At 65.8% G+C, this 23130-nt stretch carries 23 protein-coding genes and 2 tRNA genes; 13 read left to right on the top strand and 12 right to left on the bottom strand.

Features of this window, described 5'->3' with window-relative positions:
- From ACN0TK_RS08635 to ACN0TK_RS08665, 7 genes are all read left to right on the top strand, one after another.
- Nucleotides 1-1059: FecCD family ABC transporter permease (locus ACN0TK_RS08635; RefSeq protein WP_417309071.1), on the top strand; the 1059-nt coding region annotated here is incomplete at its 5' end.
- 40 nt (nt 1060-1099) lie between these two features.
- Nucleotides 1100-2065 (top strand): ABC transporter substrate-binding protein, encoded by a 966-nt coding sequence (locus ACN0TK_RS08640; protein ID WP_417309072.1) that lies wholly within the window; start codon nt 1100-1102, stop codon nt 2063-2065.
- The gene (locus ACN0TK_RS08645; RefSeq protein WP_417309073.1) at nt 2062-2844 is read left to right on the top strand and encodes an ABC transporter ATP-binding protein; all 783 of its coding nucleotides are present in this window, start codon (nt 2062-2064) and stop codon (nt 2842-2844) included. Before ACN0TK_RS08640 ends, ACN0TK_RS08645 begins: the two co-directional genes overlap by 4 nt.
- Entirely contained in the window at nt 2841-3623 is a 783-nt protein-coding gene (locus tag ACN0TK_RS08650) for a class I SAM-dependent methyltransferase (protein WP_417309074.1), read from the top strand. The genes ACN0TK_RS08645 and ACN0TK_RS08650 overlap by 4 nt, the downstream gene beginning before the upstream one ends.
- 593 nt (nt 3624-4216) lie before the next feature.
- Nucleotides 4217-4672, top strand: a complete 456-nt coding sequence (locus tag ACN0TK_RS08655) for a hypothetical protein (RefSeq protein ID WP_417309075.1) — start codon at nt 4217-4219, stop codon at nt 4670-4672.
- Nucleotides 4669-5514 (top strand): copper uptake system-associated protein, encoded by an 846-nt coding sequence (locus ACN0TK_RS08660; protein ID WP_417309076.1) that lies wholly within the window; start codon nt 4669-4671, stop codon nt 5512-5514. The genes ACN0TK_RS08655 and ACN0TK_RS08660 overlap by 4 nt, the downstream gene beginning before the upstream one ends.
- A gap of 2 nt (nt 5515-5516) precedes the next feature.
- Nucleotides 5517-6011 carry a copper chaperone PCu(A)C gene (locus ACN0TK_RS08665; RefSeq protein ID WP_417309077.1) on the top strand — a complete coding sequence of 165 codons (495 nt, stop codon included), beginning with the start codon at nt 5517-5519 and terminating at the stop codon, nt 6009-6011.
- Nucleotides 6012-6198: 187 nt separating this feature from the next.
- Here the strand turns inward: ACN0TK_RS08665 and ACN0TK_RS08670 are convergent.
- Nucleotides 6199-6275, bottom strand: a tRNA-Pro gene (locus ACN0TK_RS08670).
- 168 nt (nt 6276-6443) lie between these two features.
- Between ACN0TK_RS08670 and ACN0TK_RS08675 the strand changes: the two genes are divergently transcribed.
- The 4 genes from ACN0TK_RS08675 (at nt 6444) to ACN0TK_RS08690 (ending at nt 9866) form a co-directional block, all read left to right on the top strand.
- Nucleotides 6444-6518 (top strand) — tRNA-Gln (locus ACN0TK_RS08675).
- A 232-nt stretch (nt 6519-6750) separates the two neighbouring features.
- Entirely contained in the window at nt 6751-7968 is a 1218-nt protein-coding gene (locus ACN0TK_RS08680; protein ID WP_417309078.1) for a Tm-1-like ATP-binding domain-containing protein, read from the top strand.
- The gene (locus ACN0TK_RS08685; RefSeq protein ID WP_417309079.1) at nt 7968-8813 is read left to right on the top strand and encodes a phosphoenolpyruvate hydrolase family protein; all 846 of its coding nucleotides are present in this window, start codon (nt 7968-7970) and stop codon (nt 8811-8813) included. Before ACN0TK_RS08680 ends, ACN0TK_RS08685 begins: the two co-directional genes overlap by 1 nt.
- A 72-nt stretch (nt 8814-8885) precedes the next feature.
- On the top strand, nt 8886-9866 hold the full coding sequence (locus tag ACN0TK_RS08690) for an NAD-dependent epimerase/dehydratase family protein (protein ID WP_417309080.1): 981 nt from the start codon (nt 8886-8888) through the stop codon (nt 9864-9866).
- 23 nt (nt 9867-9889) lie between these two features.
- Here the strand turns inward: ACN0TK_RS08690 and ACN0TK_RS08695 are convergent, their stop codons facing one another.
- From ACN0TK_RS08695 to ACN0TK_RS08725, 7 genes are all read right to left on the bottom strand, one after another.
- Nucleotides 9890-10918: a zinc-binding alcohol dehydrogenase family protein gene (locus tag ACN0TK_RS08695; protein WP_417309081.1), complete on the bottom strand. Its 1029-nt coding sequence runs from the start codon at nt 10916-10918 to the stop codon at nt 9890-9892.
- Nucleotides 10919-10987: 69 nt separating this feature from the next.
- Nucleotides 10988-12967: a family 43 glycosylhydrolase gene (locus ACN0TK_RS08700; protein ID WP_417309082.1), complete on the bottom strand. Its 1980-nt coding sequence runs from the start codon at nt 12965-12967 to the stop codon at nt 10988-10990.
- An 84-nt stretch (nt 12968-13051) separates the two neighbouring features.
- Nucleotides 13052-13828, bottom strand: a complete 777-nt coding sequence (locus ACN0TK_RS08705; RefSeq protein WP_417309083.1) for an SDR family NAD(P)-dependent oxidoreductase — start codon at nt 13826-13828, stop codon at nt 13052-13054.
- 189 nt (nt 13829-14017) lie between these two features.
- Nucleotides 14018-14764 (bottom strand): SDR family NAD(P)-dependent oxidoreductase, encoded by a 747-nt coding sequence (locus tag ACN0TK_RS08710; RefSeq protein ID WP_417309084.1) that lies wholly within the window; start codon nt 14762-14764, stop codon nt 14018-14020.
- 34 nt (nt 14765-14798) lie between these two features.
- Entirely contained in the window at nt 14799-16010 is a 1212-nt protein-coding gene (rhmD, locus tag ACN0TK_RS08715) for an L-rhamnonate dehydratase (protein WP_417309085.1), read from the bottom strand.
- 5 nt (nt 16011-16015) lie between these two features.
- Nucleotides 16016-16333, bottom strand: coding sequence for an L-rhamnose mutarotase (rhaM, locus tag ACN0TK_RS08720; RefSeq protein WP_417309086.1), 318 nt, complete (start codon nt 16331-16333; stop codon nt 16016-16018).
- 179 nt (nt 16334-16512) lie between these two features.
- Entirely contained in the window at nt 16513-17151 is a 639-nt protein-coding gene (locus ACN0TK_RS08725; protein ID WP_417309087.1) for a biotin transporter BioY, read from the bottom strand.
- A gap of 65 nt (nt 17152-17216) precedes the next feature.
- Here ACN0TK_RS08725 and ACN0TK_RS08730 point away from each other — a divergent pair, with 65 nt between their 5' ends.
- Entirely contained in the window at nt 17217-18128 is a 912-nt protein-coding gene (locus ACN0TK_RS08730) for an MBL fold metallo-hydrolase (protein ID WP_417309088.1), read from the top strand.
- Here ACN0TK_RS08730 and ACN0TK_RS08735 read toward each other — a convergent pair.
- From ACN0TK_RS08735 to pdxH, 4 genes are all read right to left on the bottom strand, one after another.
- Nucleotides 18125-18910: a DUF1499 domain-containing protein gene (locus ACN0TK_RS08735; RefSeq protein ID WP_417309089.1), complete on the bottom strand. Its 786-nt coding sequence runs from the start codon at nt 18908-18910 to the stop codon at nt 18125-18127. The genes ACN0TK_RS08730 and ACN0TK_RS08735 overlap by 4 nt on opposite strands.
- Before the next feature lie 71 nt (nt 18911-18981).
- Complete coding sequence (locus ACN0TK_RS08740; RefSeq protein WP_417309090.1) at nt 18982-20109, bottom strand: M48 family metallopeptidase; 1128 nt, start codon at nt 20107-20109, stop codon at nt 18982-18984.
- Nucleotides 20109-21305 carry a DUF898 family protein gene (locus ACN0TK_RS08745; protein WP_417309091.1) on the bottom strand — a complete coding sequence of 399 codons (1197 nt, stop codon included), beginning with the start codon at nt 21303-21305 and terminating at the stop codon, nt 20109-20111. Before ACN0TK_RS08745 ends, ACN0TK_RS08740 begins: the two co-directional genes overlap by 1 nt.
- A complete protein-coding gene (pdxH, locus tag ACN0TK_RS08750) occupies nt 21305-21940 on the bottom strand; it encodes a pyridoxamine 5'-phosphate oxidase (RefSeq protein ID WP_417309092.1) in 636 nt (211 codons plus the stop codon). The genes ACN0TK_RS08745 and pdxH overlap by 1 nt, the downstream gene beginning before the upstream one ends.
- A 111-nt stretch (nt 21941-22051) precedes the next feature.
- Between pdxH and ACN0TK_RS08755 the strand changes: the two genes are divergently transcribed.
- The gene (locus tag ACN0TK_RS08755; protein WP_417309093.1) at nt 22052-23011 is read left to right on the top strand and encodes a DnaJ C-terminal domain-containing protein; all 960 of its coding nucleotides are present in this window, start codon (nt 22052-22054) and stop codon (nt 23009-23011) included.
- Nucleotides 23012-23130: the final 119 nt, after the last annotated feature.

The following is a 23130-nucleotide window of genomic DNA, read 5'->3' on the forward strand; positions in this document are numbered from 1 at the left end:
GCGGCGAATCACCCGCTCCAACGCGCCGCGCTTCGCCGGCGCCGGAGCGCCCGTATCCTTGGACTGGTCGCGCTGCTTATCGGTCTGGCGGTAATGTGCATTGGCCTGGGACCGGTGCCGATCGATCCGCCGACAGTGCTGGCGGTCGTCGGGCACAAACTGGTGAACCTGCCCGCCGAAGCCGACTGGTCGAATGCAACCGACGCCATCGTGTGGATCACGCGGGTGCCGCGGGTGCTGATGGCTATCGCTGTGGGCAGCACCCTTGCGATGGCTGGCGCTGCGCTCCAGGCCATGGTGCGGAACCCCTTGGCCGACCCTTACATTCTCGGCGTGAGTTCAGGCGCCTCCACCGGCGCCGCCTTCGCGATTACCATGTTGGGCGGGCTGGCCAGCGCCGTGGTGCTGCCCGTGGCCGCCTTCGCCGGCGCCGTGTTGGCAACGACCATGGTCCTGGCCATCGGCGGCAGGGCGGCGGGGAACAGCCCGTTTCGCCTCATCCTCGCGGGCATGGCGGTGAGCTATGCCCTAAGCTCGGTAACGAGTTTTCTGATTTTTGCTTCTGATTCGCCCGAAGCAAGCCGGTCCGTGATGTTCTGGCTATTGGGCTCGCTCGCCAATGTGCACTGGCCCATGGTGCAGCTCTGCCTGGTGATCGCTGTCTTCGCCGCGCTCGGCTTTTTCGCCGTGGCCGGTCAGCTCGATGCCCTGGCGGCGGGCGACGATACGGCGCTGGCGCTTGGCGTGCATCCCGGCCGCTGGCGCATCGCGTTGATGATCATCATCGCGCTGGTCGTCGGGGTCATGGTGGCCGGCGCCGGCAGTATCGGCTTCGTCGGCCTCATCGTCCCGCATATGGCCCGTGCCCTGGTGGGCACGAGGCACCGCCTCCTGCTGCCAGCGTCCGCCTGTATCGGCGCCAGCTTCCTGCTGATTGCCGATGTCGGCGCGCGCATGCTGTTCGCCCCGACCGAGATGGCGATTGGCGTCGTGACCGGCATCACCGGCGCACCTTTGATGCTGTTGCTGTTGCGACAGGCCAACCGCCAGACCTCCTGATCCCATCACATCATCACTTTAAACAAGCAAAGGATTTTCCATGCTCAGACCATTCGTTGCCGCGCTGGCGGCCAGCACAGTGCTCGCCTTCTCGGCACCTGCCGCCCTGGCCCAGCAGAGCTTCCCGGCCACTGTCGAGAACTGCGGTGCGACTGTGACCATTGAGGCGCAGCCCGAGCGCATCCTCATGGTCAATGCCGATGATGTTGCCTTGCTGGCCGAGCTCGGTGCCCTTGACCGTCTTGTCGCCCGCACCGGCACACCCGAAGCCGAACTTTTCGCCCCGGATGTCTACGCTGCGCTGGACAATGTGCCGTTGCTGACCACCGAGAACAATGTCACCGGCGGCTCTGTCCTCTCGCTCGAGACCATACTGGCCCAGAACCCGGATCTGGTGCTGGCGCCGGAAAATGCCGTCGACCGGCAATTGCTGGCCGAGGCGGGTATTCCGCTTTACTCGCCGCCTGCCTATTGCAACGACCTGTCCCTGATCCCTGGCGGCACGGCGAGTTTCGATCTCGTCTATGACCAGCTTGAGACCTTCGGCACCTTGCTGGGCAAGTCCGATCTGGCGGCGGATCGGATTGCGGCGCTCAAGGCAAGTGTCGCCCCCACGGACGCAGGAGACAGCCACGGCACCGGTTTCGCACTCTATGTCGCGGCCGGCGGCAAGACGCTCTATCCCTATGGCGCCCGCTCGATGGTGACGCCGGTCTTTGCGGCGGCCGGCCTGGACAATGTCTACGCAGACACCGACGAGCGGGTCTTCGAAGCGGGCACCGAAGAACTGCTCGGTCAGGATCCGGACGTCATCGTATTGCTCTATTCAGGCACGTCACCCGATGTGGTGCTGGCGGACTTCATGAGCGTGCCGGGCGTCGAGAACTTCAAGGCGGTCGAGAACGGTCATGTCGTGACCTTGCCCTTCTCGTTCACCGATCCGCCGTCCCCTCTTTCGCTGAAAGGCGCCGCGGCTCTCGCTGAAAAGCTCGCAGCGCTCAAGTGATAGAGGCGGAAGCCATCACTGTGACGCGTGGCCGGCGCCGTCTGCTCGACGGCGTCAGCCTCTCGGTCTCTGCGGGCGAACTGCTCGGCGTTGTCGGCCCCAATGGATCGGGCAAGACGACCCTGCTGCGCGCCCTCTATGGAGCCGTTGTCGCGGATGGCGGCAGCGTTCGCCTCGACGGAGACGAACTCGTGCGCCTCAACCGCCGGGCCATTGCCCGGCGCATTGCCGTGGTCCCGCAGGGCCAGACACTGGACCCCGACCAGACCGTGAGCGACATGGTTGCCCTCGGTCGCCTGCCGCGTCAGTCCTGGTTCGGGGCCCGCCGCCAAAGCGACGACACCGAAATTGCCGAGGCAATTGGTCGCGTCGGTCTCGCTGCGCTGGCAGCAGCGCCACTGCGGCGGCTCTCGGGCGGCGAGTTGCAGCGGGCGCTGATCGCCCGCGCACTCTGCCAGCAGGCCGATCACCTGTTGCTCGACGAGCCGACCAACCACCTCGATCTCGCCTATCAGCACGATGTGCTGCATCTCGTCCGTCAGCTGCATCTCGCGACGCTAGTCGTCCTGCACGATCTCAATCTCGCGGCCCGCTATTGCGATCGCGTAGCGCTCATTGACGGGGGCCGGCTCGTCGCCGTGGGCCCGCCCGATAGCGTGCTCACGCCCGAGCAGGTCTCGAGGACCTACAAGCTTCCGACAGATCGCATCATGACCCCTGCTGGCAGGCCCCATCTCGTTTTTGCCGACTCCCCCCAACCTCCGGAATGCCATCCATGAACGACCTCTCCGCATCATCCGCCCCATCATCAGCCCAATCCCCCGCCGTGGATCTGCTGCGCCGTTGGGATGCCCAGCAAACGGCCTATATCAAGCATCGTGACCAGCGCTTCGACGCCATGGCCGAAACCGTCGCGCGGCTCTGCGGCGAGTCCCCACGCATACTCGACTTGGCCTGCGGTCCCGGCTCGACCAGCGTCGCCATCCTGAACCGCCTGCCAATGGCGAAGATCGTCGCGGTCGACAAGGATCCGGCATTGCTCGCCATCGCCCGGGACGTGTTCGCGAACACACCGAATGTCGAGGTGCTCGAGTGCGACCTCGAGACCTCGGACTGGCCGGCCGGCACCGAAGGTGCTTTCGATGCCGTCATCTCCTCCACCGCGCTGCACTGGCTTTCGCCGGACGCGCTGGCGCGCCTCTATTTCGCCTTGGCCGACAGGCTGCGGGTTGGCGGCGTCTTCTTGAATGCCGATCATCTGCTCTATGGCAGGGACCAGCCGACCTTGGCCGCTCTGGCGAAGCAGGACGACGAGAGCAACCAGAGTGAGGCCTTCGGGTCTGGCACCGACACCTGGGACGGCTGGTGGGACCTGGTGGCCGCCAATCCCCGCTATGCCGAGGCTGCGGCGCAGCGCGAACATGTCTGGAAGGACAAGGCGCCGCCGCCTTATGTCACGCTGGGTTTTCACCTCGAGACCCTGCGCAGCGCTGGATTCCGAGAGGTTGGCACGATCTGGCAATATCTCGACGACTACATCGCGTGTGCCATTCGCTAGAGCGTTCCGGAAACTGGCAAAGGTTTGCCGGTTCGGAAAACGCGACCAGACGATCTTGATCCGCGACGCGCAGCGCCAGGCGCGCTGCGACCGTCTCGCCTATATCTGTCCGTGCAATAAACCCCGACTTCGTAAGTGGCCGGGGCGAATTGTCCCACCCGGGCTCGGGCCCAACCGATTGTCTATTGGCTCGAGCCGACATAGCGTGTGCGTCATATTCTCGCTCGTTGTCCCGGACAGGCTTGTTCCGGAGCAATGAGCCCGCATCGCAATATTGAAAGCGATATGACGGCAACGCGGCAAATCCTGGCAGATCTTTTGAGGGCAGCGCTCGTCTTTGCGCTGTTCGCGTTGAGCTTTGCACACGCGACGCCGCTCTCTATTGCGCACAATGCCGACGGCGCGACCATCGTGCTCAGCGATTGCGGTGGCCCTGACCCAGGCAGTGACGATCGGCAGGCCCCTATGACCGCTACAAATACTGGGGTGAGAAAGACGCCCTCAGCGCGGCGGCAAAGAACGGCGAGCAGCTGTTCTTCGACCACCGCTTCGAGTGCTACCACTGCCACACCGGGACCCTGTTCACCGACAATATGCAGACCAGCCGCAGTGGCACGGCCGAAACCGGCGCGCACAACAACGGCCTCTACAATCTCGGCGGCACCGGTGACTATCCGCGTACCGGCACTGGCCTCCACGAATTCACGGGCCGGAATGAAGACATGGGGCGCTTCCGCACCCCGAGCCTCCGCAATGTCTGGGTCACGGCACCCTATTTCCACGATGGCAGCGCGGCGACGCTGGACGACGTCATCGATCACTACGCCCATGGCGGGCGGGTCATCCCCGACGGCCCGAATGCCGGCGACGGCTCAAAAAATCCCTACAAGGATCCGTTGATCATCGGCTTCGGGATCACCGACGCGGAAAAATCCGATCTGATCGCCTTCCTCGAAAGCCTGACCGACCAGAGCTTTCTCACCAATCCCGCCTATGCCGACCCCTGGCCGGCCGGGCATCCCGCCACCATCCATCGGGTGATGCCATGAAGTCCCTCTTCGCTGCGCTTGCGCTCTTGCTGGGCCTCGTTGCGCCGCCCGCCAGTGCGCACGAGTTCTTCCTCGACGGCTTGCAGATCATCCACCCGGCCATCCCGGCGACGCCGCTGGATGCGACAACGGCCAATATCTACATGGCGATCTACAATGGTGGCACCGAAGACGAGCGGCTGCTGGCGATCGAGACGCCGTTCGGCCGAGCGGCACTTGAACGCCCCCTTGCCCAGCCGGATGGGTCGACCAGCTACGAGAAACTGGCCTGGATCGACATTCCGGTCGGCGAGACGGTGCTGCTGCTCCGCGGCGAAATGCGTGCGCGCATCAGCGGAGTCACCGAGCCGCTGTTCGAAGGTGGAGAACTGACTGGCACGTTCGTTTTTGAGAAGCGCGGACGCTTCAAGATGTTCTTCATGATCGACCCGCTGGAGCCGGTGGAAGATCCGCCGACATCTCCACAGCCGGAGAACGCAACCGTGTCGGATCGGGCAGGGGAGACGGTGCAGATCGCGGAAGCTCTGCGCGCCGCTATTGGTGCGGATGCCATTATCGCGCCCGTCGCCCTCGATGGCGATTTCGCCATTGCCGGCTGGAGCCTCGGTGATGAGGGCGCACGCGCCGTCCTGCGCCGCCGCGACGCTCATTGGCAGGTGGTGATGTGGGCAGGACCGAGCCTGTTGCTGCCGGCGACATTGAGCAGCCTCGGGGTCAGCGCCACTGCCGCCGACCGGCTCCGCACCGAACTGGCGGCGGGTGAGCTGGCGCTGGGCGCCCAATTCACCGACCGCTTCGATGCCTTCCCGGGCACCGTCGTCTTGCCCACCGAGGAGAACTGAACATGCCACCGAATCTGATCCTGAAGCTTGCCCTCGCCGCCTCCGTGACCCTGGGGGCACTCGGTCCTCACTTAGCCTCGGCCCAGGAGACGAAGACCGTCGCAGCCGAAATCGGCCCGATAGAAATCGTGGCGCCGTTTGCGCGTGCCAGCCTGCCCAACGCCCCCACGGGCGGCGCCTATTTCACGCTGGTCAACAACGGCGCAGAGGATGACCGGCTGGTCTCGGTGACCTCCCCCGGCGCGGAGTCGGTGGACATGCACGAGATGAAAATAGAAGACAACGTCGCCATCATGCGAAAGCTGACGGACGGCATCGTCCTGCCGGCTGGTGAGAGCACAGTGCTCGAGCCGAGCGGCACCCACTTGATGCTCAACCATCTGGTCCGACCGCTGGTCGAAGGCGAGCAGTTGAAGCTGACCTTGGTCTTCGAGCAAGCAGGTGAACTCACCCTCGACCTCCCCATCGCCTCCTTCGCTGCCCGCTCGGCGCCCTAGTTTCGAATGAGCAAAGGGGCTGCTCATACTGATCCGAGGTGATCTGCCCGCCGTCGGACATTCTGGGAAGCTTGCGCTGGTGATCGCTTGGGCACGTTGCACGCCCGATCGCGACAGGTGAGTACGACCGCAACCGCCAACCCTGTCGGTGCAAAAAACCCCGACCTCGCGAGAGGCCGGGGTTGATTGGTCGGAGTAGGGTGATTCGAACACCCGACCCCCTGCTCCCGAAGCAGGTGCGCTACCAGGCTGCGCTATACTCCGGTGATGTCGCCATGGTGCCGGTCGATGCCGCGGTCTCGGGAGGGCGCGGCGGCTGCCCATGGCTGCGGGGCGCTTTATAGCTTCGGTGCTCACCGGGTTCAAGCGCCTTCGCACAGCGGCGTCGTGATTGTTGCAGGCCCCTGCCGAACCGTGTAGGAACCCGCCCGTTGGGGCGTCGCCAAGTGGTAAGGCAGCGGCTTTTGATGCCGCCATTCCCAGGTTCGAATCCTGGCGCCCCAGCCAGTTGCTTGATGCGGCTTCAGCCGCCAACGCCCCGCCCGCACATCCCCCGCCCTGCCTGCTTCCCAGCCGGGCGCCGCCTTGCCATAGTGGGTGCTGAGGCCCTGCGTGGCGTTCTGGCCGTCCTGGAGGAGACGGGCGGCCCTGCACCCACTCGGGTGCCTGACGCGCAACGACAGCGACTGCGACTGCGAAAGACCACGAACGGCCCGTCAGAGGCCGCGGGAGGACGTCTATGCCGCACCATGCCTATGTCATCGGCACCTGGGACACCAAGGGCCCCGAACTCGACTATATCGCCGCCTGCCTTCGCACCGCCGGCGCGACGGTCCGAACCGTCGACGTCAGCACCGGCAGCGGTGCCCTGGCGGCAACCGACGTGACGGCCGCCGAGGTCGCCGCCCACCACCCCGATGGCGCAGCTGCGGTACGCGCGGAGGGGGATCGCGGCGCCGCCGTCACCGCCATGGCCCGGGCACTCGAAGCTTATCTGCAGGCCCGCACCGATCTTGCCGGCGTCATCGGCGCCGGCGGCTCGGGCAATACGGCGCTCCTCGCCCCCGCCCTCCGTGCCCTCCCGGTCGGCACCCCGAAAATTCTCGTTTCCACCGTCGCCAGCGGCAATGTCGCGCCTTATGTCGGGCCGGCCGATATCGCCATGGTTTATTCGGTCACCGACGTGCGGGGGGTGAATCGCATATCCCGCCGCGTCCTCGGCAATGCTGCCCATGCCCTCGCCGGCATGGTGCTCAACCCCATCCCGCCCGGCCCGGACACCGAAAAGCCGGCGCTGGGCCTCACCATGTTCGGGGTCACCACGCCCTGCGTCCAGGCGCTCACCGCCGCCCTCGAGGCGGACTATGATTGCCTTGTCTTCCACGCCACCGGCATCGGCGGCCAGTCGATGGAAAAGCTGGTCGATTCCGGCCTCATCGCCGCCGTCCTCGATATCACCACCACCGAAGTCGCCGACTTTTTGGTCGGCGGCGTCTTTGCCGCGACGCCCGATCGCTTCGGCGCCATCGCCCGCACCAAAATTCCCTATGTCGGGTCCTGCGGGGCGCTCGACATGGTCAATTTCGGCGCCCGCGACACCGTGCCGGAAAAATTCCGCGACCGGCAATTCTATGTCCACAACCAGCAGGTGACGCTGATGCGCACCACGCCCGATGAATGCGCCGAAATTGGCACCTGGATCGGAGAAAAACTCAACCGCTGCGAGGGCGAGGTCCGCTTCCTCCTGCCGGAAAAGGGCCTCTCGGCCATCGATGTCGCCGGCGGCGTCTTCGACGATCCCGAAGCCCGCGCGGCGCTGTTTTCTGCGCTAGAAAAAACCGTCATCGAAACCGATCGCCGGCGCCTCATCCGCGTCCCCCACGCCATCAACGACGATGGCTTCGTCGAGGCCGCGCTTTCGGCTTTCGCCCAGATCACCGCAACCCGGAGCCCATGATGGCCGCCATCCCACGTCAGAAAATTCTCGAAAACCTCCGCGCTGCCATCGCCGAGGGCCGGCCCATCATCGGCGGCGGCGCCGGCACCGGTCTTTCCGCCCGCTGCGAGGAAGAGGGCGGCATCGACCTGATGGTGATCTACAATTCCGGCCGCTATCGCATGGCCGGTCGCGGCTCGCTCGCCGGGCTCCTCGCCTATGGCAATGCCAACGACATCGTCGTCGACATGGCCCGCGAAGTCTTGCCGGTGGTCAGGCACACCCCGGTGCTCGCCGGCGTCAACGGCACCGACCCCTTCATGATCCGCGACGAGTTCCTGCCCCGCCTCAAGACACTCGGCTTCAGCGGCATCCAGAATTTCCCCACCGTCGGGCTGATCGATGGCACCTTCCGCGCCAATCTCGAAGAGACCGGCATGGGCTATGGCCTCGAGGTCGATCTCATCCGCGCCGCGCGCGACCTCGATATGCTCACGACGCCCTATGTCTTTGATGCCGATCAGGCGGCCGACATGGCCAGGGCCGGTGCCGATATCATCGTTGCCCACATGGGGCTCACCACCGGCGGCGCCATCGGCGCCGAAACCGCGCTGAAGCTCGAGGATTGTCCGGCGCTGGTCGACAGCTGGGGCGCGGCGGCGCGGCGCGTGCGCGACGACATCATTGTCATCTGCCACGGCGGCCCCATCGCCACGCCCGACGACGCGCGCTACCTGCTCGAAAACACCGAAACCTGCCACGGCTTTTATGGCGCCAGCTCGATGGAGCGCCTGCCTACCGAAACCGCCCTCGTCGCCCGCACCCGCGAGTTCAAGGCCCTGCGCGTCTCCCGCCCGCTGGTCTGATCGCCTCCGCGCTGTTGCCTTCAGCCGGCGCGCATCGGACACTGACAAAAAACCAAAGGGAGACAACACGCCATGGCCGGAAAAATCGCCATTGCCGGCGCCAGCGGGCTCGTCGGCGCTAATATTCTCAAGGCCGCATTGGCCCGCGGCTATGCGGTGAACGGCGCCATGCGCGACCCCTCCGGCCCGGCCGATACACTGATGGCGCTGCCCGGCGCCGATGAGCGGCTGCAGCTCTTTGCGGCCGATATGACCAAGCCGCAGGATTTCGATCCGGTGGTGCAGGGCGTCGATGGCGTCTTCATCGCCTGTCTCGTGCCGGTCTATGCCGCGCCCGACGGCACCCCGGCGCGGGAGCTGGACGATGCGCGCGGCTGGGCCGAGATCATCCAGCCCACGGTCGATGGCTGTCTCAACATCATGCGCTCGGCCATCGCTGCCGGCGTGCGCGATATCGTCATCTGCTCGTCCACCTCCAGCACCAATCCCGTGCCGCCGGTGCCGGTCAAGAACGAGGTCGACCACTGGTCCGACGCTGCCCAGCAATGCGCCGCCAAGAAATATACTTCCGCCACGAAAACCGTGATGGAGCATCAGGCCATGGCCCTGGCGGCCGAAAACGGCGTGCGGCTGCGCATTCTCCTGCCCACCCTGATGCTTGGGCCGGCGCTATTGCCGGCCCATGCGGAAACCGGGTTTCTTGCGGCTCTGCGGCGCATGCTGCGCGGCGAAAAAGGCATGCACGATCAGGCCCCCGACGATTCCGCCTCGATGGCGCATATCGACGACATCGCCGCGCTGTTCCTCGCCGCCTATGAAAGCCCGACGGCCGAGGGGCGCTATTACGCGGTGCGCGAAAGCTGGCACTGGAACGATATCTACCGCACCCTGCACGAGATCGAGCCGGCGCTGGCCATCCCGCCGCTGCACGAGGGCCCGACGGCCGAACCGACCCGCTTCGATTTCACCCGCCGTGACAGCCTCGGCGTCACCCTGCGCGATATCCCCGATATCCTCGCCGATACCGTCGCCTGGGTGCGCGCCAATCCCTGAGCCTCGGCGGCCCGGCCCCGCCGTCAGTCGATGGCGATCAGCGCCTTGATCAGCCCGGTCTTTTCCGTCGCCCAGCGGGGCAGGTCGGTCACCGCACCCTCCAGCGTCGTGCGGTGCGTGATCAGCTTGTCGATATCGACCTGTCCGTCACGGATCGCGCCCATCACCCGCTCGAAATCCTCCGATGTGGCGTTGCGGCTCGCCATCAGCGTCATTTCCTTGCGGTGGAAATCGGCGTCGGCGAAGGTGATCGAGGCTTTCAGCACCCCCACCAGGACGAACCGCCCGCCATGCGCGACATAGTCGAACCCGGCTTCCATCGATTTCGCATTTCCGGTGGCGTCGAACACCAGGTCGAACCCGTCGCCATCGGTCAGCGCCAGCGCCTTGTCCATCGCGTCCGGGCCCGCGGTGATCGTGCCGACGCCGACAATGTCTTCGGCCGCAGCCAGTCGGCCCGTGTCGACATCGAGCATCGTCACATCGGCGCCCGAAATCCTGGCGAACAGCGCCGCCCCGAGCCCGATAGGGCCGGCCCCGATCACCAGCGCCCGGTCGCCCGGCTTGGCGCCGCTGCGCCGCACCGCATGCGCGCCGATGGCGAGGAACTCGACCGTCGCGGCGCCGTCAGTGCTGATGCCCTCGGCGCGGATCAGATTGGCTTCGGGCAGCGCCAGCAGCCCCGTCATCCCGCCATCCATATGGACGCCGAGCACCGACAGCGTCGTGCAGCAGTTCGGCTTGCCCTGCCGGCACGCGACGCATTCGCCGCAATTGAGATAGGGGTTCACCACGCAGATATCGCCGGCCGAAAACGCCGAACCCTCCGGTGCCTCCAGCACTTCCACGGCCAGCTCATGCCCCATCACCCGCGGATACTCGAGGAATGGGTGCTTGCCCTCATAGATATGATAGTCGGTGCCGCAGATGCCGACCCGCCGCGGCTTCACCAGCACCTGACCCTTGGGCACGTCCGGCGCCGGGCGCAGCTCGATCTTCAGTTCGCCCGGGTTCACGCAGACCAGGGTGTCGGTGGCATTGGCTAGGGTCATCTCGTCTCTCGTCTGCTGCAGTGAAAAAGCGTGGCACTCTGGGTGATTGGCGCCCGGGCGCCGGGTCCGTCAAGTCTCATGGTCGCGTCGCGGCACCAGCCGCACCAGATCGCCCGCGTCGGGCGTCGGCCCGGGGCTGATGCAGGCAATCGTGCCGCTCTTTGCGTCAGCCTGGATGAAACGATGGGTTGCAAGGTTCATCAGCACCAGCTCACCGGCCGGCGTTTCGATCCATTGAAAGCCGCTGGCATCGCCCGCGGCTGTGTCTTGCAGCACCAGCCGGCCATCCGGCTCGGCCGCCAATACGCCCTCTTCAGCCTGCAGCGCCACCCGTCCCATGCCGAGATCGACAACCTCGAACCGCGCCGGCGGTCCCAGCCGCACGGTCCCGTCGACGATAGCAATCCCGTCGTCCCGGCCGAACACCGTAAAGCGGATCAGCGCCCCGAACGGGATCGGCTGCCGCAGCCCGCGCGGAAACGGCTCCTCCACCCGGAACCCGGCGAAATCCGCGTGCCCGCCCCCGCGGCCATCGCGGTTGAAGGCGAAGAGCCCATAGCGGATGCCCTGAAACGTCTTCAGCTGAAACACCATGGCGAAACGCGGCCCCAGCGGCGTGAACGTCTCGCCGTCGGCCGACCAGCTCAGCTGCGCCTCTTCGGTGATGAAATCGCAGTCCGCCCGCAGCCAAACCCGCGGTCCGGCCAGCGGCGCCTCCGCCGTCTCGCCCGTCTGCTGGTCGTGCATCAGCACCGCGAAATTCTCGTCGCGCCGCTCCACCCCGATCCAGCGATAGGGCCGCCCCACGAGCGCCAGTCCGGCAACATCGCCCGCCGCGAGACCCGAGGCATCGAGTTCCGCCGCCGGCACCGAGACCGGCCCGATGGCGCGCTGCGTCAGCGTGTTCCGCGCCCGCCACAGGTCCGCTGCCGGCAAGGTGTTGAGCCGCAAATGCCCGGGCCGCTCCGTCAGCGACCATTTATCGGCCACCGGCACGTGGTTCCACTGCCACACCCGCAGCAGCGCCGGCCCGTCGAAATCATCGTCACGCCTGAACAGCGGCCGCGCGGGGGAGGGGGCTGCGACCTTCGGCTTTTCCCAGGTGCGCGGCGTCCGCTTCAGATTGCCAGCAAGCCCGAAATACGGCCAGCCATCCTGCCAGGTTACCGGCGACAGGCAGGTCAGCCGCCCCAGCGCATTATAGTCCATCATCGAAAAGCCCCACCACGCGCCGTCGGGTGTATCGACCACCCCGCCCTGGTGCAGCGACATCCGGCCGCCATCCGCGGTATTGGGGGCGATGATCTCGAACGGCGGCGCATCCCCCCGCAGCCGATAGCCTTCGTTGAGCCCGAAATCCTCGTCCGCACTCAGCGCCGGGTTCACCTCCCACGGGCCATCGAGCGATCTCCCCCGCGCCGCCGGCATCCGCATCCGCCCCTCGAACCAGGCGCTGGTGATCAGATAGGTGCCGTCGATCTTGTAAAAATGCACCCCTTCGCCCATCCCGTCGTCGGGTGCCGTCAGCTGCCGTTCGGTGCCGGGCACGAAATCGGTCAGGTCGGCGCTGAGCTGCGCCATGCGCAGCCCCTGATAGCCCCATACCACCCAGGCCTTGCCGTCATCATCGAAGAGGACGCTCAGGTCATGCAGGTTGCGCGTCATCTCCCGCCGCTGCCACGGCCCCTCCGGGCTGCTGGCGGTAAAGATCTGCGTCCTGTGGCCGTTGATATTGGTGAAGATGTAAAACTGGCCGTCATGGTGGCGCAGGCACGGCGCCCAGATCCCCTGGCCGTAAATCTCCTGCCCGTCCTCCAGCCGCCAGGCGGGGCCGAGGTCCAGCACCTCGAAGGCATAGCTTTTCAGCTGCCAGTTCACGAGATCGGTCGAATGCAGCAGCGGCAGGCCAGGCATCGTGTGCATGGTCGTGCCGGTCATATAGAAATCCGCACCCACACGGATCAGGTCGGGGTCAGAAAACTCTTCGTAAAACAGCGGGTTGGTGAAGCTGCCGTCGCCATTGTCGGCGGTCCAGCTGATGGTCGACATGTGGTTCCCCCCGCGCGGGTGCGTCCCCGCGTCGTTGCCCATGTTTAGCCCATCGCGACCGCTCTGGCGACCGCCGGTGACGCCTCAGCGCGTCGTGTAGCCGCCATCCACCACCAGCACTTCGCCGGTCACGTAGCTGCCGGCAGGCGAGGCGAGGAACAGCGCCGCTGTTGCCACCTCGGCCGGGTCGCCGGCGCGGCCCATCGGCGTCATCTGCCGCCAGATCGGGCCCCATTCGGGGTGATTGATGCCGCCCCGCGACATGTCGGTGTCGATATAGCCCGGGGCGATCGCGTTGACTCGGATATTGTCCGCGGCGAGATCGCTGGCGAGGCTCTTGGTCATCATGTGCACCGCGGCCTTCGAGGCGTTATAGCCCACCTGCTGCTGCGGAATGTTCGAGGCGATACCCGACATCGAGCCGATATTGACGATGCTGCCGCCGCCCTGCTTGCGCATCGGGCCGATCGCCGCCTGGCAGCACTGGAAGACGCTGTCGACATTCAGCGCCATCAGCTCCCGCCACCGGTCCTGCGAAAAGCTCTCGCTGTCGCCGCTCGCGGCAATTCCGGCATTGTTGACGAGAATATCGAGCCGCCCGGCGTCCGCCAGCACCGCCGAGATCAGCTTTTGCGCCGCGCTCGGGTCGCGCAGGTCGGCAGGCAGAAACGTCACGTCGTGGCCTGCGTGCAGGATCGCGCCATCATCGTTGAACGTGTCGTTGCGCGACGCCAGATAGAGTTTGGCGCCCGCTTCGGCAAAGGCATAGGCAATCGCCAGCCCGATCCCGCGCGTTCCGCCGGTGATCAGTGCAACCTTGCCATCCAGCCGGAACCGGTCGAGAACGCCCGTGAAAGCCATGTCACCCCCCTTGATTAATATTACCGTCGTTGCGGCGTCACGGGTTTACTAGGACATTGCCCGGCGGTCCAGCCATTGCTTTGTCCAGGTCTTCGCTGGAACCGTCGTTTCTACAAAAAACCATATCTGCAATAAGAAAGGGCCGCGTGCAGCATGCACACGGCCCCGGATCAACTTTGTGGCGCTCGATCAATAGGTGGCGCGGCCACCCGACAGGTCGAATACCGATGCGGTGGTGAAGCTGTTCTCCTGGCTGACCAGCCAGGCCACCATGTTCGCGGCTTCCTCGACCTCGAGGAACCGGCCGCGCGGAATGCGGCTCAGCATATAGTCGATGAACTCGGGCTTCAGCTCGTCGAGAATTCGGGTCTTCGCCGTCGCCGGGGTAATGGCATTGATGGCGATATCGTATTTCGCGCACTCCTTGCCGACCGCCTTGGTCATGCCAATCACGCCCGCCTTGGCCGCGGCATAGGCGGCGGCGTTCGGGTTGCCCTCCTTGCCGGCGATCGAGGCGATATTGACGATGCGGCCGTAATTGCGCGCCTTCATCCCGGGCAGCACGGCACGATTCACGTGAAACGCGCCATTGAGATCGATGTCGATCACCCGGCGCCATTCATCGAGCTCATACTCGTCGAGCGGCGCATTCTTGCCGGCGATACCGGCCGACTGCACCACGATATCGAGACTGCCCAGCTTGCTTTCGACCTCGGCGACGGCGGCGGCCACCGCATCGTAGTCGGTGATGTTCACGGTCACGGCGCTCGCGGCGCTGCCCAGTTCCTTCACCGCGTCCGCCAGCAGGTCGTCGCGCATGTCCCACAGGCTCACCTTGGCGCCCGAGTCGATGAGCCGCTTGGCGACGGCAAAGCCGATGCCCTGTGCGCCACCGGTAATCACGGCGACCTTGTTGTTGAGATCGATCTGGTTCACTTGCTTGGTCCTCCTGCACCGCTGCCGGTGTCTGTCACCCGGCGCCCGGCGCTGCGTTCGTGTCATTCCCGAAAGGCTGTAACAGGCTTCGGTCCGCTAGTTCCATACCGAAACCGGGCGCGCCACTGACCTTTAGTCTACCTTTGTGCGGCAGGTCTTCACCAGTGAACAGCGCCCCGAAAATCGGCCGGATCGACCGCCCGTCCGGGCTCGCCGCCACATATTCGCACAAGGGTTCCTGCGGCTGGCTGGCAATGAAATGGTACGAATAGGGTCCCGAACCATGCGGGATCACCGGGATATCGTAGGCCGCCGCCTGTGCCGCGATCTGGTTCAGCGCCGTCAGCCCGCCCACCCACATTACATCCGGCTGCAAGACGTCGATGGTCCGTGCTTCGATCAGCCGGCGGAAGCCGTAGCGGGTATATTCGTGCTCGCCCGTGGTCCAGCGCAGCGTAGGATGCGCCTGCTTCAAAAGCGCATAGCCCTCGACATCGTCGGGGTGCAGCACCTCTTCCCACCAGTGGATCCCGAGCGGCTTCGCCGCCTCGGCCAGCGCGATCGCGTAGGGCACGGTCAGCGCCATGTAGCAATCGACCATCAACGGGAAGTCCGGCCCCACTGTGTCGCGCTGCGCGCTCAGATAGTCGATATTGGCCTTCAGCCCCGCCTCGCCGTCGAAATGGCTGTGGGGCAGGGGCACCTTCGCGCCCCAGAACCCGAGCTCCTTCACCGCGTCCGGCGCCGGCCCTGTGCAGTAGAACCGGATCTCTTCGTGGCACTGCCCGCCGATCAGGTTGTAGACCGGCTCGTCCCGCAGCTTGCCGTTCAGATCCCACAGCGCCAGGTCGACCACCGAGATCGTCGCGATCGGCAGGCCCTTGCGCCCATAGGGCATCGAGGCGCGGAACATCTGGTCCCAGATCTTGGTGATGTTGCGCGCATCCTCGCCCACGAGGAAGCGGCTGAAATGATTGACGATCAGCCAGGCCGCCGGCGTGCCGCCGAACCCCGTCGCGACGCCGGTCACCCCGCCTGCGGTTTCGATCTCGACAACGATCGAGCCCATCACCCCAATGCCCCAGCTCTCGCGCGAGCCTTTCCACTTCTCGTAGCCCGACATCGGATTGGCGATCAGCGTGTCGATCAGCCAGTGCCCGCGCTTTTGCTGGAAATAGTCGCCGCCATCGCCCTTGCTCTCGACAAGGAACACGCGCACGTCGGCAATGCTGTTGGGGTTGGACATGCGGGTCAGGGCAGCTCGAAGGCCTTGGTCAGCGGCACCACCACCGGCCGCCCGTCCGCACCATAGTCCATGATGTCGTCCATAAACTTCCACCAGCGCTGGTTGGCGTCGGTTTCGGGCAGATCATCCATCGTGTGGTCGTCTTCTCGCACCAGCGTGGCGAACAGGTAATCGGTCTCTGGATCGTGCCAGATCGTATAGTCCGAAATGCCCGCGGCCTTCAGCGCCGCCTTCATCTCGGGCCACAGCTCGTCATGGCGTTTCTTGTACTCGGCAAATTTGCCCGCGTGCAGCTTCATGCGAAACGCAATGCGCTCGGCCATCGTCTGGTCCCCCTCAACGCTCCCGGCAGCTCTCGGCGCCGGAGCCGCGCGTCTCTCTCCTCACACGCAGCGTGCTGAAGCTATCGCTCCGCGGCGCCTCCGGCAATGAAAAGGGCCGGTCTTCCGACCGGCCCCGTTCAGAATTTCGCTGTCAGCCGTTCGGCTGGCTGGGCGATCGCTCAGCCCTTCTTGGGCACCAGCTGCCACAGCCCGACGACGCTCAGCGCGGCGAGGGCCATCTTCAGCACGTCCCAGACCACGAAGGGCTGCACCGCACCGGCAAAGGCCGTGCCCAGCAGATTGCCGGCATCGAGCCAGGCCGGCAACGCCGCGCCCGACTGGGTCATCATGCTCGCCACCACCATCAGCCAGGCAAAGCCGAAGGCAAACAGCACCGCATCGGCCACCAGCATGGCGCCGAACAGCCGCATCACCTTGCCCGAGGCGCCCAGGTCGGCGGCCTTGCCGATGATGTAGGCCATCGCGAGATAGCCGAGAATGAAGCCGAAGCTCGGCGAGGCGATATAGCCAAACCCGCCGCCATAGGTGAACACCGGCAGGCCGGCGAGGCCTTCGGCGATATAGAGCGCCACCGTGGCCACGGCGATTCGCGCGCCGAAGGTTGCGGCGAGAAGTGCCACGGCGAAACTTGCCAGGGTCACCGGTACCGGCATCACCGGTACGCTGATTTTCGCGGAAATCGCCAGCAGCAGCGAACCGAAAACGACAGTGCCGATGGTCGTCGCCATCCGGGCGGCGCCGGTCTTGGGCGCCAGCGTGCCGAGCAGCGTATTGGTGGGAGTAAGCGTCAGGGCCATTGCCAAACCTTCCGGGAGTGGAGCATTGCTGGCACGATTACTAGTCGGTCACGGAACCCTGTGCAATGGCTGCGGCGCTGCGCTTCGACACCAGTTTCGACCCCGGCCACGGCGTCCCGGCGCTGCTGGCGCCAACCATTACGCGCATCACCGCCCCCAATGCCGGCCCCTATACCTTCACCGGCACCAACAGCTTTCTCATCGGCGACGCCCAACCCTTCATCCTCGATCCGGGCCCCGATGACGACCGGCACTTGAACGCGCTGGTCGGGGCGCTGGCCGGCCGCCGTCCGGCGGCGATCCTGCTCACCCACACCCATCGCGATCATTCCGATCTGGTGCCAAAGCTCGTTGCTGCCACCGGCGCGCCTGTCTGGTCCGGCGGTCCGCACCGGCTCAGCCGCACGCGCCGCCTGCTCGAGTTCAACCCGGTCGGCCGCGAAAGCGATTTCGCGCTGCTGCCCGATCGCACCCTCACCGACGGCGAGATCATTTCCACTGGCAAGCTGAGCCTCGAGGTCGTTACCACCCCCGGCCATTGCGCCAATCACCTCGCCTTCGCCCTGCGCGGCACGCCCATGCTGTTCTCGGGCGACCACGTCATGGGCTGGAACTCCACCCTCGTCGCCGTGCCGGACGGGTCGATGGCCGACTATCTGCGATCGCTGCAAAAGCTCATCGCCCGCCCCGAGCATCATTACATCCCGGCCCATGGCGGCGAGATCGCGGATGGCCGGGCCTATGCCGCGGCGCTGCTCGCCCATCGCGAAGCCCGCAACGGCCAGATCACCCAGGCCGTCAATGCCGGCGCGACCAGCGTCGCAGCGCTTGTCTCGGCAATCTACCCCAGCCTCGCCGCAAAGCTCCGCCGCGCCGCCGCAATGACCGTCACCGCCCATGTCGAATATCTTGCCGCCCGCGGCGACATCATCGCCCGCCCGGGCCTCTTCGGCCCGCGCCTCGCGCCCGCTGCCTAGCCGCGCTCGTCCAGCACGCCCGTCGTCGGTGACACCGGCGCATCGCGCAGCATCAGCGTGATCCGGCTGTCGAGTTCGACGAGGAAGGCCTCGATCCGCTGCCCGTTGCTGCCGAAATCCGGCCCGGCATGCAGCGGCGCCGAGCGCATATCGATTGTCGCGCCCTGGTTCGAGCCGCGCACCCGCATCGCCACCTCGTCGCGCCAGCCGAACAGCGTCGCATCCACCGCCGTCAGCGTACCCATGTCGAGCGCCGATGTCGGAGCCCGCGCCGTGCGGATCTCCCAGCCCTGCGCCCGCGCCAGATCTTCGACCACCGTGAACATCTGCGTCGCTTCGATCGGGTAGCTGCGGCTGCGCGCATTGGGGAAGGCCGCCTCGATCGTCCGCCGGTCGTCCAGACTTTGCGGTCCGGGTTTCGCTGAAACCAGCCGCGGCGGATCGATGAAATCGGTGCTGACCGCGCTCACCATTGGATGACGCCAGGCCTGATAGCCGAACCAGGCGAAGGGGAGCAGGCAGATCACCCCCAGCATCAGGCCCCAGCTCGCCTTGCTCCAGCCCTGGTCACCCGTCACCCACAGCCGGCCATAGGCGCCCAGCGCCAGCAGTACGGCCAGCACCGCCACCGCGATCGCCACCGCCTCGACCACCATGAAATCGCTGCTCGAAATCAGCTGCTCGCGGTGCAGCAGCACCGGCACGACCACCAGCGGCAACGCCAGGCTGCCGAACCGTCGGGCCCAGATGGCCCATTTCGATGTGCGGATCAGGATGCGCAAACAGCCACTGCCGTCTTAAGTTCAGGTGATGTTGCTAAGCATATGCCGGAGGTCTTGCAAAGCCGTTGCGCTCATTCATCCCTGGGCGGCAGACCGCACATCGACTTGATCGCGGTCCATTCCGCATCGCTGAACACCGGTGCGGCATCGTCTTGCGGTGGTTGTGAAGCGGCCAGTGCCGCCAGCGTCTCGCGCCGCTCCGCTGTCAGCGGATGGCTGCTGAGCAGCGCGAAGGTGACGCTCGAGGCATCGTCCTTGGCCACCCGCTCCAGCAATTCGCCCAGCGCTGAGGCGTCGAACCCCAGCCGCGTCGCGGCATCGGCGGCAAACCGGTCGGCCTCGCGCTCGGCCCGGCGCGAAAAACTGGTGTCGATCAGCGCCGCGCCCAGCCCGCCGGCAACCGACAGCCCGGTCATGTCGCCCAACACGAACCCGATCAGCAGCCCGGTCGCCGAGGTCGAAATCAGCGTTTCCATGCCATGGCGATAGACCACATGGCCCAGCTCATGCGCCATCACCCCGGCAAACTCGTCCGGGCTTCGCGTCTCGTGCAGCAGCGCCGAAAAGAAATAGGCCTGCCCGCCCGGCAGCGCGAAGGCGTTGGGCATCGAATGTGCCACGACGTCGATCCGCGCCGAAAATGGCGAGCCGCTGCCCTCAAGCGTTGCGTCGGCAAATCGCGCGATGGCTCGGTTGGCGACGCTCTGCGGGTTCGGGTCGCACAAAGGCAGCCCAAATCCCTCGGACATCGCCCCTTCGATCTGCTGGCGCGCCACTTCGCCCAGGCTTGCTTCCCATTCGGGCGGCACCACGGTGACGATCCGGTCGGCGAGCAGCGGCACCCCGATCAGCCATGCCGCGATCACCGAGCCGAGTGCGGCGGTGCCCAGCGCCAGCAGCCGGAACTGCCTGCCCACCTCCCGTCGCTGGTGCTTTGCCAGAACGGGCAGCATCTTGCGCACGCCAATTGCGTCAGCGGCATTGGTGAACACCAGCCGCGCTCCGGGCGGCCGGTCATTGGCACCCAGCCGCAATTCATCGCCGCGCCCCGGCAGTTCGTAGATCGCATCGGCCGGCCAGCGGTCAATCTCGGTTTCTCCAGCCGGTTCGGCGATCACCACGGCATCGTCTTCCAGCCAGCTGCGCACCGTGCGCGTCTTCGAAACCTTGCCGTCGTGGTAGCGCGCGTCGAGCCCCATCAATAGCCCCCCACGTTGAAGGCATCGGCAAGTCCTTCGCCCACCAGCGAGCGGTCCTCGTCACGGCCCGCGACATCGTCGAGGCTGTCGAGCCCCTCAACCACCGCGCCATTCGCCACCGCTTTCCAGAACCCCAGGCCGAGGAAAATCTCGCTCATCATCGTCGTCGCCGCAAAGATCGCCAGATAGCCGCCAACCGTGGCTATCACGCCCATCAGCCCGGCGCTGCCCAGCTGCGCGACATTGCCCGCGTCGAGCCCGCTGCCGGGGCGGCCGACCACGACGGCAAAGATCACCGCACCGATCAGCAGCAGGCCGGCCACGCTCAGCGCCGCCATCAGCGCAAAGGCGAGATATTGCCCGATCAGCGTGCGCATCTTCACCCGCACCTTCACCGTCGCGCCGCCCAGCGAGACGCGCGACAGCATCCGGCTCGTCTCGCGCGACTTGTAATAGACAAAGGCCAGGGCGAAGGGGATCGTGAACAGTCCGGACACGCTCGCGAGCTGCCACGGCGACACGCCGCCCACGCCTGCATTGAAGACAAGCGCCACGACGATCGCGGCCGAAGGCAGCACCGCCAGCATCCAGGCGAGATAGTACGGCCAAGCCACGGTTTTCCAGCTGCCCGAAAAACCGAATTGGCGGTCGCCATACCAGCTGTTGCGATAGCGGTAGCGCCACAGGTCGCCGGCCATGAACGGATAGGCCAGCCCCAGCGTCACCAGCACCAGCAGCGACCATCCGGCCCGCCGGAACGCATAGCCCCAGGCGCTGCCACGCTGGTCGAAGCGGATGCCCCGCCACAGCGTCCGCGACAGCCGGAAATCGCGGCCGCGATATTGCGCATAGCCGATCACCAGCCAGAACAGCGCGCCCACCACGCCATAGCCGATCAGCGCCACCTCGGAGGTCTGGGTGTAGAAATAGAAAAACGCCGCATAGACCGGCAGGAAAAAAGCCAGCGCGAACAGAAAACCCACCAGCAGCTGCCAGGCCGCGCCGGTATATTCCAGCGGGTCCCCGCCGATTTCGGTGTTCATCCAGTAAAACTGCCGCTTCTTGGTCAGCAGCCAGAACCGGTAAAGCCCCAGCGTCGGCAGCATCGCCAGATAGCCGCCGAACAGCATCCCGAACAGCCATCCGCGCCGACCCGTGAACGTCACCGTGGCGGTGGTCGGGTCAGCGGTTGTCATCAGGGGTAGAGGCGCTGGCGTGACCACGCGCCATCTGGCAGCGTGCGGGTGAAGCGCACCCGGTCATGCAGCCGGTTTGCGCCGTCTTTCCAGAATTCCATGGCCTGCGGCACGATTCGAAAGCCCGACCAGTTGGCCGGCCGCTGCACGGGCTCGTCCTCGCCGAAACTTTTCTTCAGCGTTTCCACCCGCTCCAGCAGCGTATAGCGATTGGCCAGCGGCCGTGACTGTTTGGAGGCATGAGCGCCGATCTGGCTTGCCCGCGAGCGCGTCGCGAAATAGGCGTCGGCTTCCTTGTCCGCCACCACTTCCACCGGCCCGCGCACCCTGATCTGCCGGCGCAGCGACTTCCAGTGCATCACCAGCGCCGCCTTGGGATGGGCCAGCAGCTGCCGGGCCTTGTCGCTCTCCAGATTGGTGAAAAAGCAGAAGCCGCGGTGGTCGCGGGCGTTCAGCAGCACCATGCGCACGTCTGGCATGCCCTCGTCGTCCACACTGGCGATCGCCATGGCATGCGGATCGTTCGGCTCGTTCTGCTGGGCCAGGGTGAACCAGTCCTCGAATAGCGAACAGGGGTCCACCGGCCCCGTGTCGGCATCATCGAAAACCTGGTCGGTAAGGCTAAGGGCGGCCATGTCTTTTCATCTCACGGGCTGATGCACCGGCTCTGGACATCCGCAGGGTGCGTAGCCATATAGGATAGCGCCGCGCGAAAAGGCAATCGCCGCGGCCAAGTGAAGGAACCCATGCGCGATCCATATAGCGTACTCGGGGTGACGCGGTCGGTGAGCGAGAAGGACCTTAAGGCTGCTTATCGCAAGCTCGCCAAGGCGCACCACCCCGATCAGAACAAGGACGACCCCAAGGCCCAGGCGAAATTCGCCGAGGTCTCGTCCGCCTATGACTTTTTGAACGACAAGGATAAGCGCGCTGCTTATGACCGTGGCGAAATCGACGCCGACGGCAATCCGCGCTTTGCCGGCTTCGGTCGTGGCGGCGGTGCAGGTGCGGGCGGTTTCCGCTCCAGCCAGGGCGGCGCCGGTTTCTCGACCGAGGATATCCTCAAGGAGTTCATGTCCGGCTTCGGCGGCCAGCCGCGCGGCGCGCGCGGCAATCCGGGCGCCGGCGGCTGGGATCCGTTCACCGGTGGCTCCACCGGCGGCGGCAGTTTCCACACCGGCCGCACTTCGCATCTGCGCGGTGAGGATATCAACGCCACGGCCACCATCACGCTCGAACAGGCCCAGGCTGGCGGCAGCGTGCCCTTGCGCATGCCCACCGGCAAGGTGCTCAACGTCAAGCTTCCCGACAAGGTCGAGGATGGCCAGCAGATCCGCCTCAAGGGGCAGGGGCACCAGTCCGGTGTGGGCGGCGCGGCCGGCGACGCCATCGTCACCGTGAAATTCGAAAAGCACCGCCAGTTACGCCGCGACGGCAAGGATCTTCGGCTCGAACTGCCGATCACGCTTTACGAAGCGGTGCTCGGCGGCAAGGTGCGCGTCCCCACGCTCACCGGTTCGGCCGAACTCAACCTGCCCGCCTCGGTCAACACCGCCAAGGCGCTGCGCCTCAAGGGCAAGGGCCTGCACGGCGCGGGCGACCTCTATGTCTCCCTCAAGGTCGTCCTGCCCGAAACCGGCGATCCTGACCTCGAAAGCCTCATGCGCTTCTGGCGCGACCAGAAGCCCTATTCGGTCCGCGACTAACTACACGAAATCGAGTGGGGATATGGCTATCACTGGCCGCGCCACACCCTCGGTGTCACCCCGGGCTTGACCCGGGGCCCATCCCCAAAGCCTTCATCCGCACCTGAGCTGCTGCAGAA

Source organism: Devosia sp., from assembly GCF_048261455.1.
Classification (GTDB): domain Bacteria; phylum Pseudomonadota; class Alphaproteobacteria; order Rhizobiales; family Devosiaceae; genus Devosia_A.

What these genes read in the sequence shown, in the direction of transcription:
- ACN0TK_RS08660 (WP_417309076.1), top strand. Translation starts at nt 4,669, where the DNA reads ATGAAGTCCCTCTTCGCTGCGCTTGCGCTCTTGCTGGGCCTCGTTGCG.
- ACN0TK_RS08685 (WP_417309079.1), top strand. Translation starts at nt 7,968, where the DNA reads ATGGCCGCCATCCCACGTCAGAAAATTCTCGAAAACCTCCGCGCTGCC.
- ACN0TK_RS08680 (WP_417309078.1), top strand. Translation starts at nt 6,751, where the DNA reads ATGCCGCACCATGCCTATGTCATCGGCACCTGGGACACCAAGGGCCCC.
- ACN0TK_RS08700 (WP_417309082.1), bottom strand. Translation starts at nt 12,967, where the DNA reads ATGTCGACCATCAGCTGGACCGCCGACAATGGCGACGGCAGCTTCACC.
- ACN0TK_RS08695 (WP_417309081.1), bottom strand. Translation starts at nt 10,918, where the DNA reads ATGACCCTAGCCAATGCCACCGACACCCTGGTCTGCGTGAACCCGGGC.
- ACN0TK_RS08745 (WP_417309091.1), bottom strand. Translation starts at nt 21,305, where the DNA reads ATGACAACCGCTGACCCGACCACCGCCACGGTGACGTTCACGGGTCGG.
- ACN0TK_RS08705 (WP_417309083.1), bottom strand. Translation starts at nt 13,828, where the DNA reads ATGGCTTTCACGGGCGTTCTCGACCGGTTCCGGCTGGATGGCAAGGTT.
- ACN0TK_RS08755 (WP_417309093.1), top strand. Translation starts at nt 22,052, where the DNA reads ATGCGCGATCCATATAGCGTACTCGGGGTGACGCGGTCGGTGAGCGAG.
- ACN0TK_RS08650 (WP_417309074.1), top strand. Translation starts at nt 2,841, where the DNA reads ATGAACGACCTCTCCGCATCATCCGCCCCATCATCAGCCCAATCCCCC.
- ACN0TK_RS08640 (WP_417309072.1), top strand. Translation starts at nt 1,100, where the DNA reads ATGCTCAGACCATTCGTTGCCGCGCTGGCGGCCAGCACAGTGCTCGCC.
- ACN0TK_RS08725 (WP_417309087.1), bottom strand. Translation starts at nt 17,151, where the DNA reads ATGGCCCTGACGCTTACTCCCACCAATACGCTGCTCGGCACGCTGGCG.
- pdxH (WP_417309092.1), bottom strand. Translation starts at nt 21,940, where the DNA reads ATGGCCGCCCTTAGCCTTACCGACCAGGTTTTCGATGATGCCGACACG.
- ACN0TK_RS08665 (WP_417309077.1), top strand. Translation starts at nt 5,517, where the DNA reads ATGCCACCGAATCTGATCCTGAAGCTTGCCCTCGCCGCCTCCGTGACC.
- ACN0TK_RS08690 (WP_417309080.1), top strand. Translation starts at nt 8,886, where the DNA reads ATGGCCGGAAAAATCGCCATTGCCGGCGCCAGCGGGCTCGTCGGCGCT.
- rhaM (WP_417309086.1), bottom strand. Translation starts at nt 16,333, where the DNA reads ATGGCCGAGCGCATTGCGTTTCGCATGAAGCTGCACGCGGGCAAATTT.
- rhmD (WP_417309085.1), bottom strand. Translation starts at nt 16,010, where the DNA reads ATGTCCAACCCCAACAGCATTGCCGACGTGCGCGTGTTCCTTGTCGAG.
- ACN0TK_RS08740 (WP_417309090.1), bottom strand. Translation starts at nt 20,109, where the DNA reads ATGGGGCTCGACGCGCGCTACCACGACGGCAAGGTTTCGAAGACGCGC.
- ACN0TK_RS08655 (WP_417309075.1), top strand. Translation starts at nt 4,217, where the DNA reads ATGCAGACCAGCCGCAGTGGCACGGCCGAAACCGGCGCGCACAACAAC.
- ACN0TK_RS08730 (WP_417309088.1), top strand. Translation starts at nt 17,217, where the DNA reads ATGGCTGCGGCGCTGCGCTTCGACACCAGTTTCGACCCCGGCCACGGC.